This window comes from Methylobacterium sp. NFXW15, from assembly GCF_049887755.1.
Lineage (GTDB): Bacteria > Pseudomonadota > Alphaproteobacteria > Rhizobiales > Beijerinckiaceae > Methylobacterium.
On sequence record NZ_JAGEKG010000008.1, the window covers coordinates 76,989 to 96,187 of the forward strand.

Below are 19,199 nucleotides of genomic sequence, written 5' to 3' on the forward strand. Positions count from 1 at the left end.
ACCTGGAGTCGGCCGGATCATGAGGGTGAGTGGCGTCACCGCTCAGGTCGTGTGCCGTCGCATGAGGGCGTCCAGACCCCCGACCCGGAACCAGTGATAGCCGTAGCCATCGACCATGAGGGTGTGGGAACCGTCCGCGCCTGCGTCGCTCCGCGCTCCCGTAAGAAGGTCGACCAAGACCGCCCCCGACGGTTTGGGTACCCCGGTATCCAATCTCAGCTCGACCGGCTTCGCATCGAGGTTATGGAGGCACAACACGGAGTTGCCCCGCCAATCGTAGCGCAGGGCGAGGACCCCCGGGTGTTCGGTCGGCAGCGGGACGACGTCGCCCCAGCCGATCTCCGGCGCTTCCTTCCGCTGCCGGATCATCCCCTGCATCCAGTTGAGCAATGACCCGGTATCGTGGCGCTGGTCGGCGACGTTGACATGGGGATAGCCATACGGGCCGCTCTCGATGACGGGGCTCACGGACCGGTCGCAGAGCGTGAAACCACCGTGAGCCTCCGCGGTCCACTGCATCGGCGTGCGGGCGCATTCCCGCTCCCGCAACGACAGATCATCGCCCATGCCGATCTCGTCGCCGTAGCGCATCACCGGCGTGCCGGGGAGCGAAAACATCAGCGAATACGCGAGACGGATGCGACGTTGATCACCATCCATCATGGGCGCGAACCGGCGGCGGATGCCGCGGTCATAGAGTTGCATCCGCTTATCGGGCCCGAACGCCGCGAACACCTTCTGCCTTTGCGTCTCCGTCAGGCGACCGAGATCCAACTCGTCGTGGTTGCGCAGGAAGATGCCCCACTGACAGGAGAGCGGGCGCGGCTTCGTGCGCTCGATCGCCTTCACCAGGGGCCGGGCGTCATGAGCGGCCAAGGCGTAGAAAGTCGCCTGATTGACCTGGAAATTGAACATCATGTTCATGCGGTCGGCGTCATCGCCGAAATAGTCGAAATCCTGTTTCGGCAGAACGTTGGCCTCCGCGAGGATGATTGCGTCGCCCTGGCGCCAACTCAAGAATTCGCGGAAGTCCCGGAGCATGTTGAATTGCTCGCGTGGCTTGCCCTTCACGTCCGCGCCCTTCTCGGCGATCACGAAAGGAACCGCGTCCATCCTGAAGCCGGACACGCCGAGCTCGATCCAGAACCCCATGATCTTCAGGATCTCGGCCTGAACCTCGGGGTTCGCCGTGTTCAGGTCCGGCTGGAAGTCGAAGAAGCGGTGGAAGTACCAAGCCTTCGCCTTCTCGTCGTGGGTCCAGGTCGATGTCTGGACACCGGGAAAGACCATACCCTCGTCGGCGTTGGCCGGGCGCGTCTTCGACCAGACGTACCAGTCGCGGTAACGGGACTGCGGATCGGATCTGGCGGACTGAAACCAGGGATGCTTGTCTGAGGTGTGGTTGACCACAAGGTCGATCAGCACGCGCAACCCACGTTGCTTGGCCGCGTGGGTAAAGGCCACGAAGTCGCCGAGCGAGCCGTAGTCGGGGTCGACGCCATAATAGTCGGAGATGTCGTATCCGCCGTCGCGCTTCGGCGAGGGCTGGAAGGGCATCAGCCAGATCGCGGTGACGCCGAGCCCCTGGAGGTAATCGAGCCGCCGTTCCAACCCGATGAAGTCACCGATGCCGTCTCCGTCCGCATCCATGAAGGTGGCGACCGACAGGCAATAGACGACGGCATTCTTGTACCAAAGGTCGTTGATCATGCCGCCCCCCCGCGAGACCGCCTGGGCGCCCCAAACAGATCTCTGAGACGCCGCCGAGCCAGAGACGGCCTACGGTCGAGTTCGGTTCCGGGCCCGGGGTGGTGTTTCTCCGAAAGAACGAAGTCAGGCCGCTACGACCGAGAAGGGCTGGGGGAGCAGTCTGCCATGATCTGCTGATCGCCGTCGAACCGGACTAGCCGCTTCCAGCCAGAGAGAGGCCCAGCAGCGAGCGCTTGAATGGCAGGGTTGGGTGGAAAGCGGTCCGGCGGCTTTCATGACCGGCATGTGGAGAGCAGCCGTCGACGGATGGTATCGCTCCATCGCGAACTACGGTGCTCAAGATTCGCGAGCTCGGCTGCGTCGTCCGGATAGCCCAGGCCGAGGAAGGAGACTTCCGAAAGCCTCAGCGCTTGCCCCTGACCGCTTGGGGAAATACCCACCCACACAGCGCGCGACTGAGGTGATCGCTTATCACCACGGGCTTCGGCGGCTACATCGACGGCCGCTGGAAGGCCGAGACGGTGGAGAAGGTGATGACGGTGTCGGGCGGTTTCCTGACCACGGTGAACGTCGGCGCAGGCGAGGACAGCAAGTGACGGAAGGGCCAGTGAGCGCGGTGGTTCAAGCGCGCTCCAAGGCTGTCGGCAGGCGCTGCGAAGTGATGACAGCCGAACCTGCGCGCCGTGCCATTCGATTTTGCACGCTACACGGCGGTCATGAAGGCGCCACCGACGAGCCACCCATCCATGTCGGAACCTTGCGGCTCGACGAGCCAACCGAGCGCGATGAGCGCTTCAGCCGCGTCTTGCGCGGCGAGGGCAGTGGTAATTGCTACTTCGTCCATTGCCGCGAGAGAGGGCAATTCAGCGAAGCTGAGGAAGCGGCGAAGTGACTGTGCCGACTCTTGTGCGGCGGAGATCCACGATCTGTTCCGCGCTGTCGGGTATGACGGGGTCCATAAGCCTCAGAACGGCTTGAAAATTTTGGCTGGGGCGCCAGGATTCGAACCTGGGAATGGCGGTACCAAAAACCGCTGCCTTACCACTTGGCGACGCCCCAAAGACCGCGATCTCCTAGACGGCCGATCCGGCTCTGGCAAGTGCTCCGAGAGGCGCTGGCGCTAAGGCGGGACCGGTTGGCCATCCCAGGCGAAGATGCCTCCGCTGTCGGCGACCGTAAGGGCGTTCAGGACGGTGAGGAGATTCGCAGCCGCCTCGGCCGGCGCGACCGTATCGGGGCTGTCGGCATCAGGGCGGAAGGGGTTCGAAAGGCCGGTGCGGACCGTTCCTGGATGGAGGCCCGCAATGATCGCCTCCGGTCGGGTGCGAGCGGCCTCGATCGCCAAGGTGCGCAGGATCTGGTTGAGGGCTGCCTTCGAGGCCCGGTAGCCGTACCAGCCGCCGAGACGGTTGTCGCTGATCGAGCCGACCCGTGCCGAGAGAGCCGCGAACACGCTGCGGCCCGTTCGGGGCAGCAGCGGAACCACGTGCTTGGCGACGAGGGCGGGGCCGATCGTGTTGACCGCGAAGAGCTGCGCCATCGCGATCGGATCGACGGCCTTCAACGCCTTCTCGGGGGAGACGCCGGGACCGTGCAGCATTCCACTCGCGACGATCGCGAGACCCACCGGCCCGTCCTCGGCCACGCGGGACGCCGCCTCGCGGATGCTCTGCTCGTCGGCGAGGTCGATCCGGCCCGTGACGATCCCAGGCCCGCCCTCGGTGCCCGTCCGCGACAATGCAAAGATTCGATCGAAAGCGCCGCTCGTGGCGATCCGCTCAACCAGGGCTCGGCCGATGCCGCCCGACGCTCCGACGATGACCGCGCTCGTCATGGGACCTCCGGGACCCGGAAAATTAACCTTTCGTCAACCATGTTGGATTGAGGTTCGGAACGGAGGATCGAGAGCATGGCCAAACGTCGGAGTTTCGATGCCTTGAGCGAGGCGCAACTCGCTGCCGGCCGCCTCGAACCGCGCCGCGTCGTGGAGACCGCAAGCTTCCGGCCCCTGCAGGCCCGGCCGGTCGCGGATCTGATCGAGACGATCCAGCACGTGGCTGAGGCGGCCACGGGCGAGCGCAGCTTCCTCCATCTCGGATCCCACTCGTCGGGACGCGACGCTTCGCGCTGAGCCGGGAACAGACCTTCCGCGCGCCTCATGCGGCCGGGTTCGCGCGCGAAGCGCCGGGCGAGCGGCCCGCCTTCTGCCAGGACCGGTACGGTTCAAGACTCGACAGCGCCATTCGCTTGGCGCCGAACCACGCGAGAATGCCGGCCACAACGATGAAGGGCGCGGCCACGAGGAAGGCCGAGACCAGCGGCGCACCGCTCAGGGCGGCGATGATCTTGACCAGGGCATCGAGCCCCAGAAAGAAGGTCGCCACCGCAAGGATCGGAATCGTGCCCAGGATGCCCGCGAGCCGGAGCCATGTCCGAAGGGCGGCGTCGGTCTCGATGCGCGCCAGCCGCAGCATCTGCGCAGTGTGATCCGCGCCGTCGCGCAGGGCCGCGGCCAGCAGGGGAAAAAGCGGAACGGTCTCGCGCATGGTGCCTCGCGGCGGCCCGGCCGGGCCTCAGCTTGCCCGCCGCAACACCGCCGGGCACGGCGCCAACGGCATCCACACCCGCTGGTTCCGCGCCGCCCCGGCGATTCGATCGCGCCGCGCCTCAGCTTCGCTTGCTGACGATATGCTTCAAGATCAGCAGCCCGAGCACCATCGAGGTGAGGGCAAATATGATAACATACAGATAATCGACTTGCACGCCAATATTTGGGTAATAAGCCGACCTCATCCATTCGGCAAGTTGAAGTGCAGGGTTGAACTTAAGCCAGTAATATATTTTCTCGGGCAGAAAGCTCGGCATGAAGATGATGCCGCTGGCGAGATACATGACGATGTTGAAGAGCGCGTAGCCGACAAGCCAGCCGGGAAAAAAGCCAACAATGGCGACGTTGATGACACCTATGCCAATGCCAAGCAGAATAGACGATAGATATGCCGTCACTGCAAGAAAGTTGTCGACGGGCCGAGGATCCGTTCCTGTGGCGATGAGCACACTTACAACGACAAGAAGACCAAGGAAACCAGTAACAATTTCAACGAGAACGCGTGCGAGAATGAGATCGAACAACTTGACTTGCGGATAATAAGTCAACGGCTTGTTGGCCATGGTGGCCTTCATCACTTCGCGAGAAACGTACTGAAAAATCAGCACTGGCACGAGGCCTGTCGCGAAGAAAAGCGGTACGCTATTCCCGACCGGGGCGGGCATGTGTTGGAAAGAGTAAATCGCAATCAGCATGAGAATGTGGACACACGGCCACATCACCACCACACCGTAGCCCCACAACGTGCCACCGAAGCGGGTGCGCATGTCGCGCAGCATCAGCGCATGAAGCACATGCAGATAGGATTCGAGGGGGCTGAGCCGCCCGCCCTCGCGCTCGTTCGCCGTCAGGCCACTCGCCATCGCCCTCACGATCCCGCTTTCCGGGCGCTGCCAAGAGGCGACCGCGCCGAGAGCGACATGACGAGGGAAAGCGACGAAACTACGTCGCCCTCAAATCCCGGCGATCCGTGGACTCCCCAGAAGGCAGATCAGAGCATTCCGCCGAAGCCGGTGCGCTCGACCTGCGCGCGGGCCTCTTCGTAGCGACCGGCCGCCGATCGGTTGAGGGCGCGGCCGATGCGGGTGGCGGAGACGCTGAGGCTCCAGGCGACGGACTTGGCAATGAGGGTCATGGGAACCTCCGGCCGGGCCAATCGGCCCGCGATGGTGCGTTGCAATATCATGGGGGCAATCGGCCGGACTCGTGAATGCGGATTCGCCATATCCGCTCTGCGTTTGTCGCATCGATCGACACTTCGCGGCCTTGTGCATTGCAGGAAACGCACCGCGCCCGGATGAGACCAACCCCGAAAGAGATCTGAAATCCGGCTGCCAGTTGCTACCGTTCCGACTTAAGCTTCACAAATAAAAATCCGCACTGCGGCGGCCTTAAAAAAATTCTTTCAAGTGTCGATTCGCCCGGTCGCAGTGAGCCTGATCGAAAACCGCTTCTTTGTCGTTACAACGAATGGCCACCCCAACATAAATCAATGGGCATGGATGAAATTGAAGCAACTTTAAATGAATATCTCAGGATTATACAAATGACGCCACTGCCGAATTTTAATGAGTTGGGTGGATGCTATTGCGCAGCATCAAGGGGGAAAATTCCATCATGTTCAGGCGGCCGAAGTTCTCCGAATCCCAATTCGTGATCGACGCGATCGATCGGTCGATGGCGATCATCGAATTCGAGATGGACGGCACGATCCTGACGGCCAACACCAACTTCACGAAGGTGGTCGGGTATGATCTCTCGGAGATCAAGGGCAAGCACCACCGCATCTTCATCGAAGACACGTTCGCGAAGTCGGCTGAATACGAGCAGTTCTGGGCGAAGCTCCGAGCCGGCGAGTTCGTCTCGGGCGAATTCATGCGCCTCGACAAGAATAAGCGTCGGGTCTGGCTTGAGGCGAGCTATAATCCCGTCCTCGATCAGGACGGCAAGCCGCTGAAGGTCATCAAGGTGGCGGCGGACATCACTGCCAAGAAGAACGAGGTCAGCCGCCTGCTGACAATGATCGACGATATGCCGGTCGCGGTGATGACGGCCGATCCCAAGAACGATTTCAAGATCAACTATCTCAACAGAACATCCTCGCGGACGCTGGGAACGATCGAGCAGCACCTGCCGGTCAAGGTAGCCGACATGCTCGGCAAGTCCTTCGACATCTTTCACAAGAATCCCCATCACCAGCGGAACATGCTGGCCGATGCGAGCCGCCTTCCCCACCGGACACGAATCAAGGTCGGACCGGAGACGCTCGACCTCCAGGTCTCCGCGATCAAGGATCCGGAAGGTCACTATATCGGTCCGATGCTGACGTGGTCGGTGATCACGGCGCAGGTTGCCATGGCGGCCGAGGTCACGCGGGTGGTCGATGCGCTGGGCCGGGCCATCGACGAGATGCGCCAATCCGCCGAGGGGCTGAACCATTCGGCCGACGAGGCCAGCGGTCTTGCCGCCACCGTGGCCGCCGGATCCGAGGAGATGGCGAGCACGGTCAAGGAGATCTCCAGCCAGGTCGGCCGCGTTTCGGAACGCGCGAACCAGATCGCGGATCAGGCGGGCACCACCGATCAGACCGTGCGGGCGCTCGCCGAGAAGACCGGCAAGGTCGATTCCGTGGTCGCGATGATCAAGTCGATCGCCGACCAGACCAATCTGCTCGCCCTGAACGCGACCATCGAAGCGGCCCGTGCGGGAGAGGCGGGGAGGGGCTTCGCAGTCGTGGCGGCGGAGGTGAAGGAACTCGCCGGGCAGACCGCCCGCGCCACGGACGACATCACCCAGCAGATCCACGCCATCCAATCCGCCACCGGCGAGGCCGTTTCGGCCATCGGCATGATCACGGGAGCGGTCGAGGAGCTGTCACGACTGACGCTCGCCATCGCGGGGGCCGTGGAGCAGCAGGCGGCCTCGACGCAGGAGATGACCGTGAACATCACCGGCGTCTCGACCGCCGCCGGTGCCACCGGCACCCTGGCTGAGAAGGTCCGTGAGATCTCCGAGCGCCTCGCCGAGCATTCGGGCGGTCTCGGCGCCAGCATGCAGACCTTCCTCAAGGCCAGCTGACGCTGGACTTCAGGCGAACGGCACCTCGGCCTCCGCGACATACGGCCCGCCACCGGTCGACTCGCGGGCCGAGTAGACCGTCACCCGGTCGGCGGTGAAGGTCAGGGGCGTGAAGATCGGGGCCTGCGACAGGTACATCGCCACCGCCTCCTGACCCGCCTCCCGGCGCAGGCGGGCGAGGGTGACATGCGGGGTGAAGCGCCGTGTCTCGGGGGCGAGACCGGCGCGCCGGGCCAAGCGCTCCTGCTCATCCTGGAGATCGACGATCTCGGGGGAGGGGTGGACCGTGGCGAGGATCGCCCGGGGCTTGCCTCCGCCGAACACACCGAGCCCGTCGAGGGTGACCGCGAGAGGCGCCCTCAATCGCCTCTCGCCGAGGAGGTCGAGGAAATCCTCGGCCATGGTCCGCTCGACATCGCCGAGAAACCGCAGGGTGACGTGGAAATCACCTGGCTCGATCCAGCGGGCTCCGGGCAGGCCGCCCTGGTACGCGGCGAGGGCGGCCGCGATATCCGTCGGAACGGCAAGCGCAGTGAACAGGCGTGGCATCACCGATCCGCCTTGGTCCGGAGAGTGTCGAGGAACCGCTCGACCGTCGGCAGCATCCGCGCCGCAATGGTCTCCACGCCCTTCGTGTTCGGGTGCAGCCCGTCATCGAGGTGCTGCCCGGCATCGCCGATGATCCCCTCGAGGAAGAACGGATAGAGGATCAACCCGTATCGCTTGGCGAGATCGGGGAAGATCGCATCGAACTTCGCGCGGTAATCGGGGCCGAGATTGGGGGCCGCCTGCATCCCGGCGATCAGGACGGGGATGCCGCGCGCCTTCAGCTGGTCGAGCATCGCCGTCAGATTCCGCCGGGCGATGGCGGGGTCGGTGCCGCGCAGCATGTCGTTGGCGCCGAGTTCGAGGATCACCCCGTCCGTCCCGTCCGGCACCGACCAGTCGAGCCGGTCGAGCCCCCCGGTCGTGGTGTCGCCGGAAACTCCGGCATTGGCGATCGAGACGTCGCGGCCCTTCGCCTTCAGCATCCGTTCGAGCACAGCGGGAAAGGCCGCGTCGGCGGGCAGGCGGTAGCCTGCGGTCAGGCTGTCCCCGAAGGCCACGAGCTTGATCAGGCGCGAGGCGGCCAGGGTCGGAGAGGAGACAATCAGGCTCATCAATGCGGCAAACAGCACGAGAATCGGGAAACGGCGGCGCCTGTCATGGCGCAGCCGCAATGCATCACCCATATCGCGCCGCAACCCAATCCGGCGCGGCGCCGTGCGTCTCATGCTCGTCATCGCCCACAGATCGGACACGCCATGAGCGACGACAAGAGCGGCGGGACGGCACCGGCCCATCCGGCCATCGCCCTCGACGGGATCGACCTCAGCCTCGGGCGCGGCCCGGCCCGCGTGCATGTCCTGCGTGGCATCTCGCTGGATGTGGGGCGTGGGGAGGCGGTGGGCCTCGTCGGCCCGTCGGGCTCGGGCAAGTCGACGCTGCTCATGGTCATGGCCGGCCTGGAACGGCCGGATGCGGGCCGGGTGCTCGTGGAGGGCACGGATCTCGTGGGCCTCGACGAAGATGCCCTCGCCCGCTTCCGCGGCCGACGGATCGGCATCGTGTTCCAGTCCTTCCACCTCGTGCCGACCATGACGGCGCTGGAGAACGTGGCCCTGCCCCTCGAACTGGCGGACAGGCCGGGCGCCCATGAGCGCGCCCGCGCCGAACTCGAGGCGGTAGGCCTCGGCCACCGGCTGCATCACTATCCGGCACAGCTCTCGGGCGGCGAGCAGCAGCGCGTCGCCATCGCCCGCGCCGTCGCACCCGATCCGGCGATCCTGGTGGCCGACGAGCCCACCGGCAACCTCGACGAGACCACCGGCCGCCAGATCGTGGACCTGCTCTTTCGCCTCAAGCGTGATCGGGGGGCGACCCTCGTCCTCGTGACCCACGACAATGGCCTCGCTCGCCTCTGCGACCGCACGGTGCGCCTGCGCTCCGGGGTCGTCGAGGAGCCGGTGCAAGGGGCGGTCGAGGCATGAGGGGGCGATAAGGTGCACGGTACGCTCCCCCCCGCCGCCCGCCCGCCCCGGCGGATGCCGCTCATCCTCCGGTTGGCCCTGCGCGAATTGCGCGGCGGTCTGTCCGGCTTCGGCGTGTTCCTCGCCTGCATCGCGCTGGGCGTCGCGGCCATCGCGGGCATCGCCTCGGTATCGCGCTCCCTCTCGGACGGGCTCGGGCGCGAAGGGCGCCGGATCATTGGCGGCGACCTGTCCTACAGCCTCATCAACCGCGAGGCGACGGAGCAGGAGAGGGCGGTCCTCGGCAAGGAGGGCCGGCTCGACATCATCGCCTCCCTGCGGGCCATGGCGGTGGCGCCGGGTGGCGACGCGACGCTGGTGGAACTGAAGGCCGTCGATCCCGCAACCTATCCGGCGGCGGGCGTACTCGTCACGGATCCGCCCGGCGACCTTCCCGGCCTGCTCGGCGTGAAGGACGGCGCACCCGGCGCGCTGGCCGACCCCGCCCTGCTGACCCGCCTCGATCTCAAGCCCGGCGACCGGATCACGCTTGCCGGTCACCCGCTGACCCTGCGCGGAACGATCCAGTCCGAGCCCGACAAGATTGCGGGCGGCATCGGTTTCGGGCCACGCCTGATCGTATCGCAGGAAGCCCTTCGTGGTACTGGTCTCGTCCAGCCGGGCAGCCTCAGCCGGTGGAGCTACAGGGTCCAATTGCCCCCTGGCACCGCCCTCGATGCGGTGGAAACGCGGGTGCGTCAGGGCGCCCCGGAGGCGGGCTGGCAGGTCCGTAGCAGGGCCAATGCCGATCCGCGCTTCGCCCAGAGCATCGAGCGGTTCACACAGTTCCTGACGCTGGTCGGCCTCACCGCCCTGATCGTCGGTGGGGTCGGCGTGGCGAATGCCGTCCACGCCTTCGTCGAGCGCAAGCGTGGGGCGATCGCCACCCTGAAGAGCATCGGCGCGCCGGGCTCGACCGTGGTGGCCCTCTACCTCACGCAGGTCATGCTGATTGCAGGCCTCGGCACGCTCATCGGCCTCGCGCTGGGGGCGAGCCTGCCCTTCCTCGTGGAGGCGTTGTTCTCCGAAAGCCTGCCCCTGCCACTCAACCCGACCATCGCCCCCGGCGAGTTGGCGCTGGCGGCGGCCTATGGCTTGCTCACGGCCTTCGCCTTCGCGATCACGCCGCTGGGCCGTGCCCACGACGTGCCGGTCTCGGGGCTGTTCCGCGATACCGTGGATCCCGCTCGTGTCGCCCCCCGGCGGCGCTACCGCCTCTGGCTGGCGGGCTCGGTCCTGCTCCTCGTCGGCCTGTCGGTGGCCACGTCCTTCGACAGGCGGGTGGCGCTGATCTTCATCGCGGCCTCGGGCATCGCCTTCGGGCTCCTGCACCTCGTCGCCTTGGGCCTAATGGCGGGGGCGCGGCGTCTGCCGCACCCGAAGCGGGCGGCGCCCCGGATGGCGCTCGCGAACCTTCACCGGCCCGGCGCCCTGACACCGACCATCGTCCTCTCCCTCGGCCTCGGCGTCACGCTCCTCGTGGCGCTGAGCCTCATCGACGCGAATGTCCGCCGGACGATCAGCGCGACGCTGCCCGCCAAGGCGCCGAACCTGTTCTTCCTCGACATCCCCTCGCGCGAAACCGGGCCGTTCAGCGACTACCTCCGCGCGCAGGCCCCCTCGGGCAAGATCGAGGAGGTCCCGATGATGCGCGGGCGCATCGTCGCCCTGAACGGCGTGCCGGTCCGCAAGATCCGTCCGCCGGAGGATGCCGCCTGGGTGCTCGACGGCGATCGGGGCATCACCTACGCCGACACGGTGCCCGAGGGCACGAAGGTCGAGGACGGGCGCTGGTGGGACGCCGGTGAAGGCGCGGGCCACCTCGTCTCCTTCGAGGGCGATCTCGCCCGGATGCTCGGGCTGAAGCTCGGCGATACCGTGACCGTCAACGTCCTCGGGCGGGACGTGACCGCCACGATCTTCAACCTGCGCAAGGTCGAGTGGCGCAATCTCGGCATCAACTTCGTGATGGTCTTCTCGCCGGGCACGTTCAAGGGCGCGCCGCATTCCGACCTCGCCACCCTGTCCCTGCCGGGCGGACCGGATGCGGCGACCGAGAACCGCATTCTGCGCGGCGTCGCCAAGGAATTCCCCTCCGTCACCTCGGTGCGGGTGAAGGATGCCCTCGACGCGGTGGGCGACCTCGTGGGGCGCCTCGTCCTGGCGATTCGCGGGGCGAGCGGCGTGGCGATCCTCGCGAGCCTTCTCGTCCTCGGCGGCGCCGTGGCGGCGGGCCACCGGGCGCGGCTCTACGATGCCGTGGTGCTGAAAGTGCTCGGGGCCAGCCGGTCGCGGCTGCTCTCAGCCTATGCCCTGGAATACGCGGCACTCGGCCTCGCCACCGCCTTGTTCGGGCTGATCGCCGGCAGCGTGGCGGGCTGGGTCATCGTCGCCAAGGTAATGCACCTCGACTTCCAGCTCGACCTGTCGGGGGCACTGATCGCCGCCGGAGCGGCGGTGCTGCTCGCGGTCCTGCTCGGCCTTGCCGGGACGGCGCGAATCCTCGGCCAGAAGCCGGCGCCGTACCTGCGTGAGTTATAAGGAGCGCATTAATCCTCTCCCAGTCGAACACCGGTCGTTCGGGCGAGTAGCGGGTTTAATCCCGGATTTCATGAACAAATTTACATGCGAGAGACGCCCAAAACCGCTTCTCGAACCTCGGCCGGGTCTTGTGCGGAGCAGCGTCCCGCAACATATTCATCACCGAGGCGCCACCCGGCGCCAGAGGTCCTGCGTGGGCCTCGCCCGAAACACCACGCTGAGAGAGCCTCCGCAAGGAAACTCCCATGGCATTCGAAAACAGCCCCTTCCGGTACGGCCAGCAGCAGCAGCCGACCGGCTATGCCGGGACCCAGGTCGAAGTCGATCAGGGCCTGCGCTCCTTCATGCTCGGCGTTTACAACAACATGGTTGTGGGGCTCGGAATTTCCGGCCTCGTGGCGCTGGGTCTCAACATGGCGTCCGTCGCGGCCTACCAGGGTACGCGGCCGGTGCTGACGTCCTTCGGCGCGATGCTCTACACCAGCCCCCTCAAGTGGGTGCTGATGCTGGCGCCGCTGGCCTTCATCTTCGTCTTCTCGTTCCGGATGGACCGGATGTCGGCCGCTTCGGCGCGCACGATGTTCTTCGCCTTCGCGGCGGTGATGGGCGCCTCGATGTCCACCCTCCTCCTCGTCTTCACGGGGGCGAGCGTGGTGCAGGTGTTCTTCATCACGGCGGCGGCCTTCGGCGGCCTCAGCCTCTACGGCTACACGACCACCCGTAGCCTGAGCGGCATGGGCTCGTTCCTAATGATGGGCCTCATCGGCATCATCATCGCGTCGCTGGTGAACATCTTCTTCGCCTCGTCGGCGCTCCAGTTCGCGATCTCGGTGCTCGGCGTGCTGATCTTCGCGGGTCTGACCGCCTACGACACCCAGAAGCTCAAGGAGATGTATCTCTACGGTGGCTTCGATGGTGAGATGGCCGCCAAGATGTCGGTGAACGGCGCCCTGACGCTCTACCTCGACTTCATCAACATGTTCCAGTTCCTGCTCTCGCTGGTCGGCGACCGCCGCTAAACGATAGGCACGACGGACCGAAAAGGCCCCGGCGGGACACCGCCGGGGCCTTTTTTCGTTGCAGGATCCCAGAGGACCGGCTCCTTTGGTGGAGTTCAGGGGCAAGCCCCCTGGGTCTTGCAGGGCGCCGCCCTTTACCTGCCAAAGGGCACCGCCCTTTGGGATCCCCGTTTTGAGCCACCCCATGAGCGCGTTCACCGGCCTCTCCGCCTTCCCGATCACCCCTTGCGACGCCGCGGGCCGGGTCGATGAGGATCATCTGCGGCGGCTCCTCGCGCCGCTGGTCGAGGCTGGGGTCGATTCGATCGGGCTCCTCGGCAGCACTGGCACCTACGCCTATCTCGCCCGGGAGGAGCGCCGCCGCGCCGTCGCCGTCGCCGCCGAGGCGGTGGCTGGCCGAGTGCCGTTGCTGGTTGGGATCGGGGCTTTGCGCACCGACGAGGCCGTGCGCCTCGCGGAGGACGCCAGGGAGGCGGGTGCGACGGCGGGGCTGCTCGCGCCGGTCTCCTACACGCCGCTCACCGAAGACGAGGTGTTCGCCCATTTCGCCGCCGTGGCGGGGGAGGGCGGCTTGCCCCTCGTGATCTACGACAACCCGGCCACCACGCATTTCCGCTTCACGCCGGCTTTGCTCGGTCGCCTCGCCCGCCTCCCGGGGGTGGTCGCCGCCAAATGCCCCGGCCCGGCACCGGAGGACGCGGCCGCGACGGTGACGGATCTGCGCGATGCCCTGCCGGACGGATTTCCCCTCGGCTTCAGCGGAGACTGGAACGCCACCGGGGCGATGCTGGCCGGAGGGGTTGCATGGTACAGCGTCGCCGCCGGACTGTTCCCGAAGCCGTGCCTGGAGATCGTCCGCGCCGTTCAGGCGGGGGACGCGCCCCGCGCCCGCGCTCTGGATGCCGCGATGGCGCCCCTCTGGGACCTGTTCAAGGCCCATTCGTCCCTGCGGATCGTACACGCCCTCGCGGGCGCCGAACCGCCCCGCCCGATCCTCCCCCTGCCCGAGGACGTCCAGGCGCAGGCTTTAGCGACCGTGCGGGAGATGGGGCTCGCCCGTTAAACCGCTCTTGGGCCGGGCTCCAGCACCGCAATGACCCGCGCGAGATCGGTGCCTCGCTTCATCACATGACCGCTCGCCGCGATCACCGCGTAGGCCCCTTGGCGCCGGGCGAGCTTCGGGTCCTTCTCGATGCGGTAGAGCGGCATCTCGGAGGTGCGGCGGTAGATCGAGAACACCGCCTTGTCCCGCCGGAAATCCAGCGCGTAATCACGCCACTCACCCTGGGCGACTTGGCGTCCGTACAGGTTGAAGATCACCCGCAACTCGTCCCGGTTGAAGGCCACCTGCGGCGGCTCGGCCCGGGAGGGGAAGGGGATGACATGTCCTGACGCTTCGTCGGGCCGCGGCCCGGCGCTGGTCCATTCGCTCATCATCGCTCCTGGCGCGCTGTCCTTAGCCGGGATGATGGTCCCCGCATCGGCCCTCCGCAAGGGGAGAGGCACGGCCTCACCCGCACGAGGCGATGACGCCCGCGTGATTGCCAAGACACATCCAAGCGACAAACTTCACGGTTTTGCCCTATTAGCGCCTTTTGTGGGCCGTGTTGCGGCCCGACAACACAGTTCGAACCTCGCCGGATCTTGCCCGGCCGTTGGCCGAACCCGTGCTCCCCAGCCTCGGCCACCGTCCGAACCTGCTTGAGCCGGCACTCCGAGGTTTCGAGACCCAAGGGACTTAAGGCCGCCCTTCCCGGGCGGCCTTTTTTTGCTTTTGCGATGGGCGGTCGCGGCAGATATGCCGCTTCGGTGACCACGGACCCGCCCGCCTTCGACGGTGACTTCACGGCCCGGCTCGACACGCTGTTCGCGTGGCGCCGGGACGTGCGCCGCTTCCGTCCCGATCCCCTGGACGAGGCGGCCCTGCGTGCCTGCCTCGCGGCGGCGCACCGGGCGCCCTCCGTCGGCAATTCCCGCCCCTGGCGATTCGTGCGCGTGTCGGACCCGGCGCGGCGCGGCGCCGTGGCGGACAGCTTCGCCCAATGCAACGCGGCGGCCGCCGCGTGCTACGACGACGCCCGCGCCGCTCACTACCGGGCCTTGAAGCTCGCTGGCCTGCGCGAGGCACCGGTCCACCTCGCCGCCTTCTGCGACGAGGCGACCGGCACCGGTCTCGGCCTCGGCCGGGCGACCATGCCGGAAACCCTGGCCTATTCGGTGGTCGGGGCTGTCCAATGCCTGTGGCTCGCCGCCCGCGCACGGGGGATCGGCGTCGGCTGGGTCTCGATCCTCGACCCCGAGACGGTCACGGCGATTCTCGACGTACCGCCGCACTGGCGGCTCGTGGCCTATCTCTGCCTCGGCCTGCCGCAGGAAGAGCATCCCGACCCGGAACTGGAGCGCCACGGCTGGCAGCAGGAGGATCCGCGCGGGGCGGAACTCTACGAGCGGTAAGCATCGTCCTCAGCATTCACGATGCCGGTTCACTGTTTCTCTTTACCCTCACCTTCGGTTTCAGTGGTTCTCCACGCATCAACCATAGCTTTTGCTGGAACGGTCGTGAGGGACCATGGCTTGATGGCCCGCATACACTCACGCTTGTGGAGTTGCGGCGATGTCGGGTCGGGTGTCCGTTGTTTTGGGGTTGGCCGCCATGGTCGCGGCCGGGTCTGCCTCGGCCCGGGAGGTCGTGCCCTTCGGTGATGCGTCTGCGGGCACGATCGTGGTCAGCGTATCGCAGCGGAAGCTCTACCTCGTGAATGGCGACGGCACGGCGATCCGCTATCCCGTGGCGGTCGGCAAGCCCGGCAAGCAATGGTTCGGCACGGCGCGGATCGACGGCAAGTACGTCGCCCCGGCCTGGTCGCCCCCGTGGGAGGTGAAGCGCGATAACCCGCGCCTGCCCAACGTGATCGCCGGGGGCTCGCCGCACAACCCGATGGGGGCCGCCGCCATGACGCTGGCGGGCGGGCAATACGCCATCCACGGCACGAACCGTCCCAGTTCCATCGGCACCTGGGCGTCCTATGGCTGCATCCGCATGTACAATCAGGATGTGGTCGATCTGTACCAGCGGGTCGATGTCGGCACGCCCGTGCTGATGACCCACTAAGCAGCGTCCGTTCCGGCCGGTGGAGCAGTACAGTTCGTCCCAACCGTGCCGCTCCGTCCGTATCGCAATCCCGCCGCGCTCCGTAAGCCCACGGTCTCGGAGGCGGATGGATCATGCGGCGGACGACGGCAGGGTGGGGGAGTGGGCTCCTCGGTGTTGTGATCTTCAGCGGGTCGCTACCCGCGACGCGGCTGGCGGTGGCGGGCTTCGCGCCGCTGTTTCTCACGGCCGCGCGGGCGGTGATCGCCGCCCTCCTAAGCGGGGCGCTGCTCTGGCTGCTGCGGCAGAAGCGGCCGGCACGGGGCGATCTCGGCGCCCTCGTCCTGGTGTCCCTGGGCGTGGTGGCGGGCTTCCCACTTCTGACGGCGCTGGCCCTGCGCGGAATGACTTCGGCGCAGGCCATCGTCTTCGTGGGAATGCTGCCCCTGGCGACCGCCCTGTTCGGCGTGCTGCGCGGCGGCGAACGCCCGCGCCCGGCCTTCTGGCTGTTCTCGGTCCTCGGCAGCGGTGCCGTGGCAGGCTTCGCCATGGCGCAGGGCGGGGCGGCGGGCCTCGCGCCAAACCTCCTGATGCTCGCGGCGATCCTGCTCTGCGGTCTCGGCTATGCGGAAGGTGCGGCCCTGTCCCGGCGCCTCGGCGGCTGGCAGGTGATCTCCTGGGCGCTGGTGCTGGCGCTGCCCGTCATGGGGGGGCTCGCCCTCGCCACATGGCCGACGCGGTGGGACGGCGTCGGCATGGCGGCCTGGAGCGGCCTTGCCTACGTCTCGGTCTTCAGCATGTTGGTGGGGTTCGTGTTCTGGTACCGGGGCTTGGCGCTGGGAGGCATCGCGAGCGTCGGGCAGTTGCAACTGCTCCAGCCCTTCTTCGGCCTCGCGCTGGCCGCGCTGGTGATCGGCGAGCCCGTCTCGGGGACGATGCTCGCCGTCAGTGCCGTCGTGGTCCTGTGCGTCGCCGGAGCGAAGCGCTTCGCGTGACGGAGTGCTACTTCGCTGGGGGCGAGGTCGCCTCCACGGCGGTGAAGGTCTCGTGGATGCGGTAGGTGTGCTCCGTCCCGGCCGGGACGAGGTACGAATCGCCCGCCGCCAGCGACACCGTCTCGCCGCCGACGATCAGGTCGGCCCGTCCGCTCAGCACGTAGCCGACCGTCTCGTGTTCCGAGCGGGTCATCGGCTTCTCGGCATTGGGCTCCTCGTTGCGCCACATGCGCATCGCGACACGCTCGCCCGAGGCGAGGCCGATCTCACCGTGTGGACCCTCGACCGCCTGCTTGGCCGAAACCTTCGTCGCCATGACCGTTCTCCCATCGAATGGCAGGGCAACGGGAGGGCGGGGCGTCCGTTCCGCGCCTCAGAAGTCGACGGCGAGGCCTTTCACCTCCCAATCCTCGTAGCGCACCGGCTCCAGGCCGCCCCGGCCCTGGCGCTCGGGGCGAGCCTGGATGGCCGCGGCGCGGGCATCGATGGCGGCGCGGCGCTCGGCCGCCTCGGCCAGGGCGCGCTCGGCGGCGGGGGTCAAAGTGCGCCGGGGCGCCTCGGCGGGGGCGGAATCGTCGCTGCGGTCTTGCATCGGGCTCGCTCGGGTGTGAGGTCGTGTCGTGATCGACAGGGTTTCAAGGTTAGACGTGGCATCTCGAGGCAAGGTCCGCAACGCGGCGGATGACAGCGATACGACCGGCCAGGACGCGGCAGGGCTCGGCGCGAGGCGGGTGGCCGTGCAGGCGGTCGCCGATCTGATCGGACAGGAGCGGCCTCCGGCGCTCGATGAGGCGCTGGCCGCCGCCCTGCGCGCCGAGCGGCTGGAGCCGGCCGATGCCGCGCTGGCACGGGCGATCGCGGTGGCGACCTTCCGTCGGCTCGGGCAGATCCGCTTCGTCCTCGCCGAGCGGCTCGACAAGGGTCTGCCCGTAGGCAAGCCCCGCCTGCTCGCGCTGCTGGCCACGGGCTGCGCGCAGATCCTCGACCTGTCCGTGCCCGATCATGCGGCCGTCGATTGCGCCGTGCGCCTCGCCAAGGCCGACCAGCGCACCGCCGGGTTCACGGGGGTGGTGAATGCCGTGCTGCGCCGGGTGGCGCGTGAGCGCGAGGCTATCCTGGCCGCCGCCGATCCGCTCGGCGGGAACACGCCCGACTGGCTGGCCCGGCGGTGGGTCGCGTCCTTCGGGCCCGAGCGGGCGGCCGCCATCGCGAAGGCGCATCTCACGAGCGCGGCGATCGACCTGACCCCGCGCCGCGAGGACGATGCGCAGCGCTGGGCCGAGACCCTCGGCGCGACCCTGCTGCCGACCGGCTCCCTGCGTCTGCCTCCGGATGGCGCGGCGATCCCGGCCCTGGCCGGGTTCGGTGAGGGTGCATGGTGGGTGCAGGACGCCGCAGCCGCGATCCCCGCCCGGTTGCTCGGCGTGACGGAGGGTGAGCGCGTTCTCGACCTGTGCGCCGCGCCGGGCGGCAAGACGATGCAGCTCGCGAGCCGTGGCGCCACCGTCACGGCCCTCGACCGTTCGGCCCCGCGCCTGGAGCGGCTCCGCGAGAACCTCGCCCGCATCGGCCTGACCGCCGAGGTCACCGTGGCCGACGCCACCGCCTATCAGGCCGAGCCGTTCGACGCGGTGCTTCTCGACGCGCCCTGCTCGGCCACGGGCACGATCCGCCGCCATCCCGACGTCGCCTGGATTAAGGAAGAGGCCGACATCGCCCGCCTCGCCCAATTACAAGCGCGCCTACTCGACCGCGCAGCGACGCTGGTGCGGCCGGGCGGGCGGCTGGTCTACTGCACCTGTTCCCTGGAGCCCGACGAGGGCGAGGCGCAGGTCGCCGCTTTCCTCACCCGGAACCCGGCCTTCGTGCGAGCGGCCGTTCGGCCGGACGAGGTTGGTGGCCAGCACGAGCTGATCGACGCCCACGGCGATCTGCGCACCCTGCCGAGCCATGGCCTCGACGGGTTCTTCGCGAGCCGTCTCGTGCGGAGCGCCTAACCGCGCGCTCGACATTCCATCCCGGCGCGAAACCGTCTAAACGGCGCGCCTTCGCGTTCCCGCACCGACCCGCTTACCTGCCCCGTTCGCA

The 19,199-nt window shown here is 67.4% G+C and carries 21 protein-coding genes and 1 tRNA gene; 11 read left to right on the forward strand and 11 right to left on the reverse strand.

Going from position 1 to position 19,199, the window contains the following annotated elements; genetic code table 11:
- Positions 1-42: 42 nt before the first annotated feature.
- Positions 43-1,710 (reverse strand): alpha-amylase family protein, encoded by a 1,668-nt coding sequence (locus J4O73_RS18020; RefSeq protein ID WP_426219541.1) that lies wholly within the window; start codon positions 1,708-1,710, stop codon positions 43-45.
- Positions 1,711-2,317: 607 nt separating this feature from the next.
- On the opposite strand from J4O73_RS18020, the gene J4O73_RS18025 reads away from it, so the two are divergent.
- Positions 2,318-2,602 carry a hypothetical protein gene (locus J4O73_RS18025; protein WP_426219542.1) on the forward strand — a complete coding sequence of 95 codons (285 nt, stop codon included), beginning with the start codon at positions 2,318-2,320 and terminating at the stop codon, positions 2,600-2,602.
- A 92-nt stretch (positions 2,603-2,694) separates the two neighbouring features.
- Here J4O73_RS18025 and J4O73_RS18030 read toward each other — a convergent pair.
- Together J4O73_RS18030 and J4O73_RS18035 are read right to left on the reverse strand one after the other, a co-directional pair.
- Positions 2,695-2,769 (reverse strand) — tRNA-Gln (locus J4O73_RS18030).
- A 61-nt stretch (positions 2,770-2,830) separates the two neighbouring features.
- Positions 2,831-3,544, reverse strand: coding sequence for an SDR family NAD(P)-dependent oxidoreductase (locus tag J4O73_RS18035; protein WP_426219544.1), 714 nt, complete (start codon positions 3,542-3,544; stop codon positions 2,831-2,833).
- A gap of 75 nt (positions 3,545-3,619) precedes the next feature.
- On the opposite strand from J4O73_RS18035, the gene J4O73_RS18040 reads away from it, so the two are divergent.
- Entirely contained in the window at positions 3,620-3,841 is a 222-nt protein-coding gene (locus J4O73_RS18040; RefSeq protein ID WP_426219546.1) for a hypothetical protein, read from the forward strand.
- A gap of 25 nt (positions 3,842-3,866) precedes the next feature.
- Here J4O73_RS18040 and J4O73_RS18045 read toward each other — a convergent pair whose 3' ends face one another.
- The 3 genes from J4O73_RS18045 to J4O73_RS18055 all read right to left on the reverse strand — a co-directional run bounded on the left by J4O73_RS18045 (position 3,867) and on the right by J4O73_RS18055 (position 5,453).
- Positions 3,867-4,256: a phage holin family protein gene (locus J4O73_RS18045; protein WP_426219547.1), complete on the reverse strand. Its 390-nt coding sequence runs from the start codon at positions 4,254-4,256 to the stop codon at positions 3,867-3,869.
- A 121-nt stretch (positions 4,257-4,377) separates the two neighbouring features.
- On the reverse strand, positions 4,378-5,181 hold the full coding sequence (locus J4O73_RS18050; protein WP_426219549.1) for an ABC transporter permease: 804 nt from the start codon (positions 5,179-5,181) through the stop codon (positions 4,378-4,380).
- A gap of 128 nt (positions 5,182-5,309) precedes the next feature.
- On the reverse strand, positions 5,310-5,453 hold the full coding sequence (locus J4O73_RS18055; protein WP_426219551.1) for a hypothetical protein: 144 nt from the start codon (positions 5,451-5,453) through the stop codon (positions 5,310-5,312).
- 482 nt (positions 5,454-5,935) lie between these two features.
- On the opposite strand from J4O73_RS18055, the gene J4O73_RS18060 reads away from it, so the two are divergent.
- Positions 5,936-7,396, forward strand: a complete 1,461-nt coding sequence (locus tag J4O73_RS18060) for a methyl-accepting chemotaxis protein (RefSeq protein ID WP_426219553.1) — start codon at positions 5,936-5,938, stop codon at positions 7,394-7,396.
- Between the two features lie 9 nt (positions 7,397-7,405).
- Here the strand turns inward: J4O73_RS18060 and thpR are convergent, their stop codons facing one another.
- Positions 7,406-7,945 carry an RNA 2',3'-cyclic phosphodiesterase gene (thpR, locus tag J4O73_RS18065; protein ID WP_426219555.1) on the reverse strand — a complete coding sequence of 180 codons (540 nt, stop codon included), beginning with the start codon at positions 7,943-7,945 and terminating at the stop codon, positions 7,406-7,408.
- Entirely contained in the window at positions 7,945-8,670 is a 726-nt protein-coding gene (locus J4O73_RS18070; protein ID WP_426219557.1) for an arylesterase, read from the reverse strand. Before J4O73_RS18070 ends, thpR begins: the two co-directional genes overlap by 1 nt.
- 30 nt (positions 8,671-8,700) lie before the next feature.
- Between J4O73_RS18070 and J4O73_RS18075 the strand changes: the two genes are divergently transcribed.
- The 4 genes from J4O73_RS18075 to J4O73_RS18090 all read left to right on the forward strand — a co-directional run bounded on the left by J4O73_RS18075 (position 8,701) and on the right by J4O73_RS18090 (position 14,088).
- Positions 8,701-9,426, forward strand: a complete 726-nt coding sequence (locus J4O73_RS18075) for an ABC transporter ATP-binding protein (RefSeq protein ID WP_426219559.1) — start codon at positions 8,701-8,703, stop codon at positions 9,424-9,426.
- Positions 9,427-9,438: 12 nt separating this feature from the next.
- Positions 9,439-12,006 (forward strand): ABC transporter permease, encoded by a 2,568-nt coding sequence (locus tag J4O73_RS18080; RefSeq protein WP_426219561.1) that lies wholly within the window; start codon positions 9,439-9,441, stop codon positions 12,004-12,006.
- 245 nt (positions 12,007-12,251) lie between these two features.
- Positions 12,252-13,025 (forward strand): Bax inhibitor-1/YccA family protein, encoded by a 774-nt coding sequence (locus tag J4O73_RS18085; RefSeq protein WP_426219562.1) that lies wholly within the window; start codon positions 12,252-12,254, stop codon positions 13,023-13,025.
- 184 nt (positions 13,026-13,209) lie between these two features.
- A complete protein-coding gene (locus tag J4O73_RS18090; protein WP_426219564.1) occupies positions 13,210-14,088 on the forward strand; it encodes a dihydrodipicolinate synthase family protein in 879 nt (292 codons plus the stop codon).
- Here J4O73_RS18090 and J4O73_RS18095 read toward each other — a convergent pair.
- Positions 14,085-14,459 (reverse strand): DUF2794 domain-containing protein, encoded by a 375-nt coding sequence (locus J4O73_RS18095; protein ID WP_426219566.1) that lies wholly within the window; start codon positions 14,457-14,459, stop codon positions 14,085-14,087. The genes J4O73_RS18090 and J4O73_RS18095 overlap by 4 nt on opposite strands.
- A gap of 345 nt (positions 14,460-14,804) precedes the next feature.
- On the opposite strand from J4O73_RS18095, the gene bluB reads away from it, so the two are divergent.
- The 3 genes from bluB (at position 14,805) to J4O73_RS18110 (ending at position 17,111) form a co-directional block, all read left to right on the forward strand.
- On the forward strand, positions 14,805-15,479 hold the full coding sequence (gene bluB / locus J4O73_RS18100; RefSeq protein ID WP_426219568.1) for a 5,6-dimethylbenzimidazole synthase: 675 nt from the start codon (positions 14,805-14,807) through the stop codon (positions 15,477-15,479).
- Between the two features lie 160 nt (positions 15,480-15,639).
- Positions 15,640-16,137: a L,D-transpeptidase gene (locus J4O73_RS18105; protein ID WP_426219570.1), complete on the forward strand. Its 498-nt coding sequence runs from the start codon at positions 15,640-15,642 to the stop codon at positions 16,135-16,137.
- Positions 16,138-16,250: 113 nt separating this feature from the next.
- The gene (locus J4O73_RS18110) at positions 16,251-17,111 is read left to right on the forward strand and encodes a DMT family transporter (protein ID WP_426219572.1); all 861 of its coding nucleotides are present in this window, start codon (positions 16,251-16,253) and stop codon (positions 17,109-17,111) included.
- Between the two features lie 7 nt (positions 17,112-17,118).
- On the opposite strand, the gene J4O73_RS18115 is transcribed toward J4O73_RS18110, so the two are convergent.
- Both J4O73_RS18115 and J4O73_RS18120 read right to left on the reverse strand, forming a co-directional pair.
- On the reverse strand, positions 17,119-17,427 hold the full coding sequence (locus J4O73_RS18115) for a cupin domain-containing protein (RefSeq protein WP_426219574.1): 309 nt from the start codon (positions 17,425-17,427) through the stop codon (positions 17,119-17,121).
- Between the two features lie 57 nt (positions 17,428-17,484).
- Entirely contained in the window at positions 17,485-17,703 is a 219-nt protein-coding gene (locus J4O73_RS18120) for a DUF1674 domain-containing protein (RefSeq protein ID WP_426219575.1), read from the reverse strand.
- 55 nt (positions 17,704-17,758) lie between these two features.
- Between J4O73_RS18120 and J4O73_RS18125 the strand changes: the two genes are divergently transcribed.
- Positions 17,759-19,108 carry an RsmB/NOP family class I SAM-dependent RNA methyltransferase gene (locus J4O73_RS18125; RefSeq protein ID WP_426219577.1) on the forward strand — a complete coding sequence of 450 codons (1,350 nt, stop codon included), beginning with the start codon at positions 17,759-17,761 and terminating at the stop codon, positions 19,106-19,108.
- Positions 19,109-19,199: the final 91 nt, after the last annotated feature.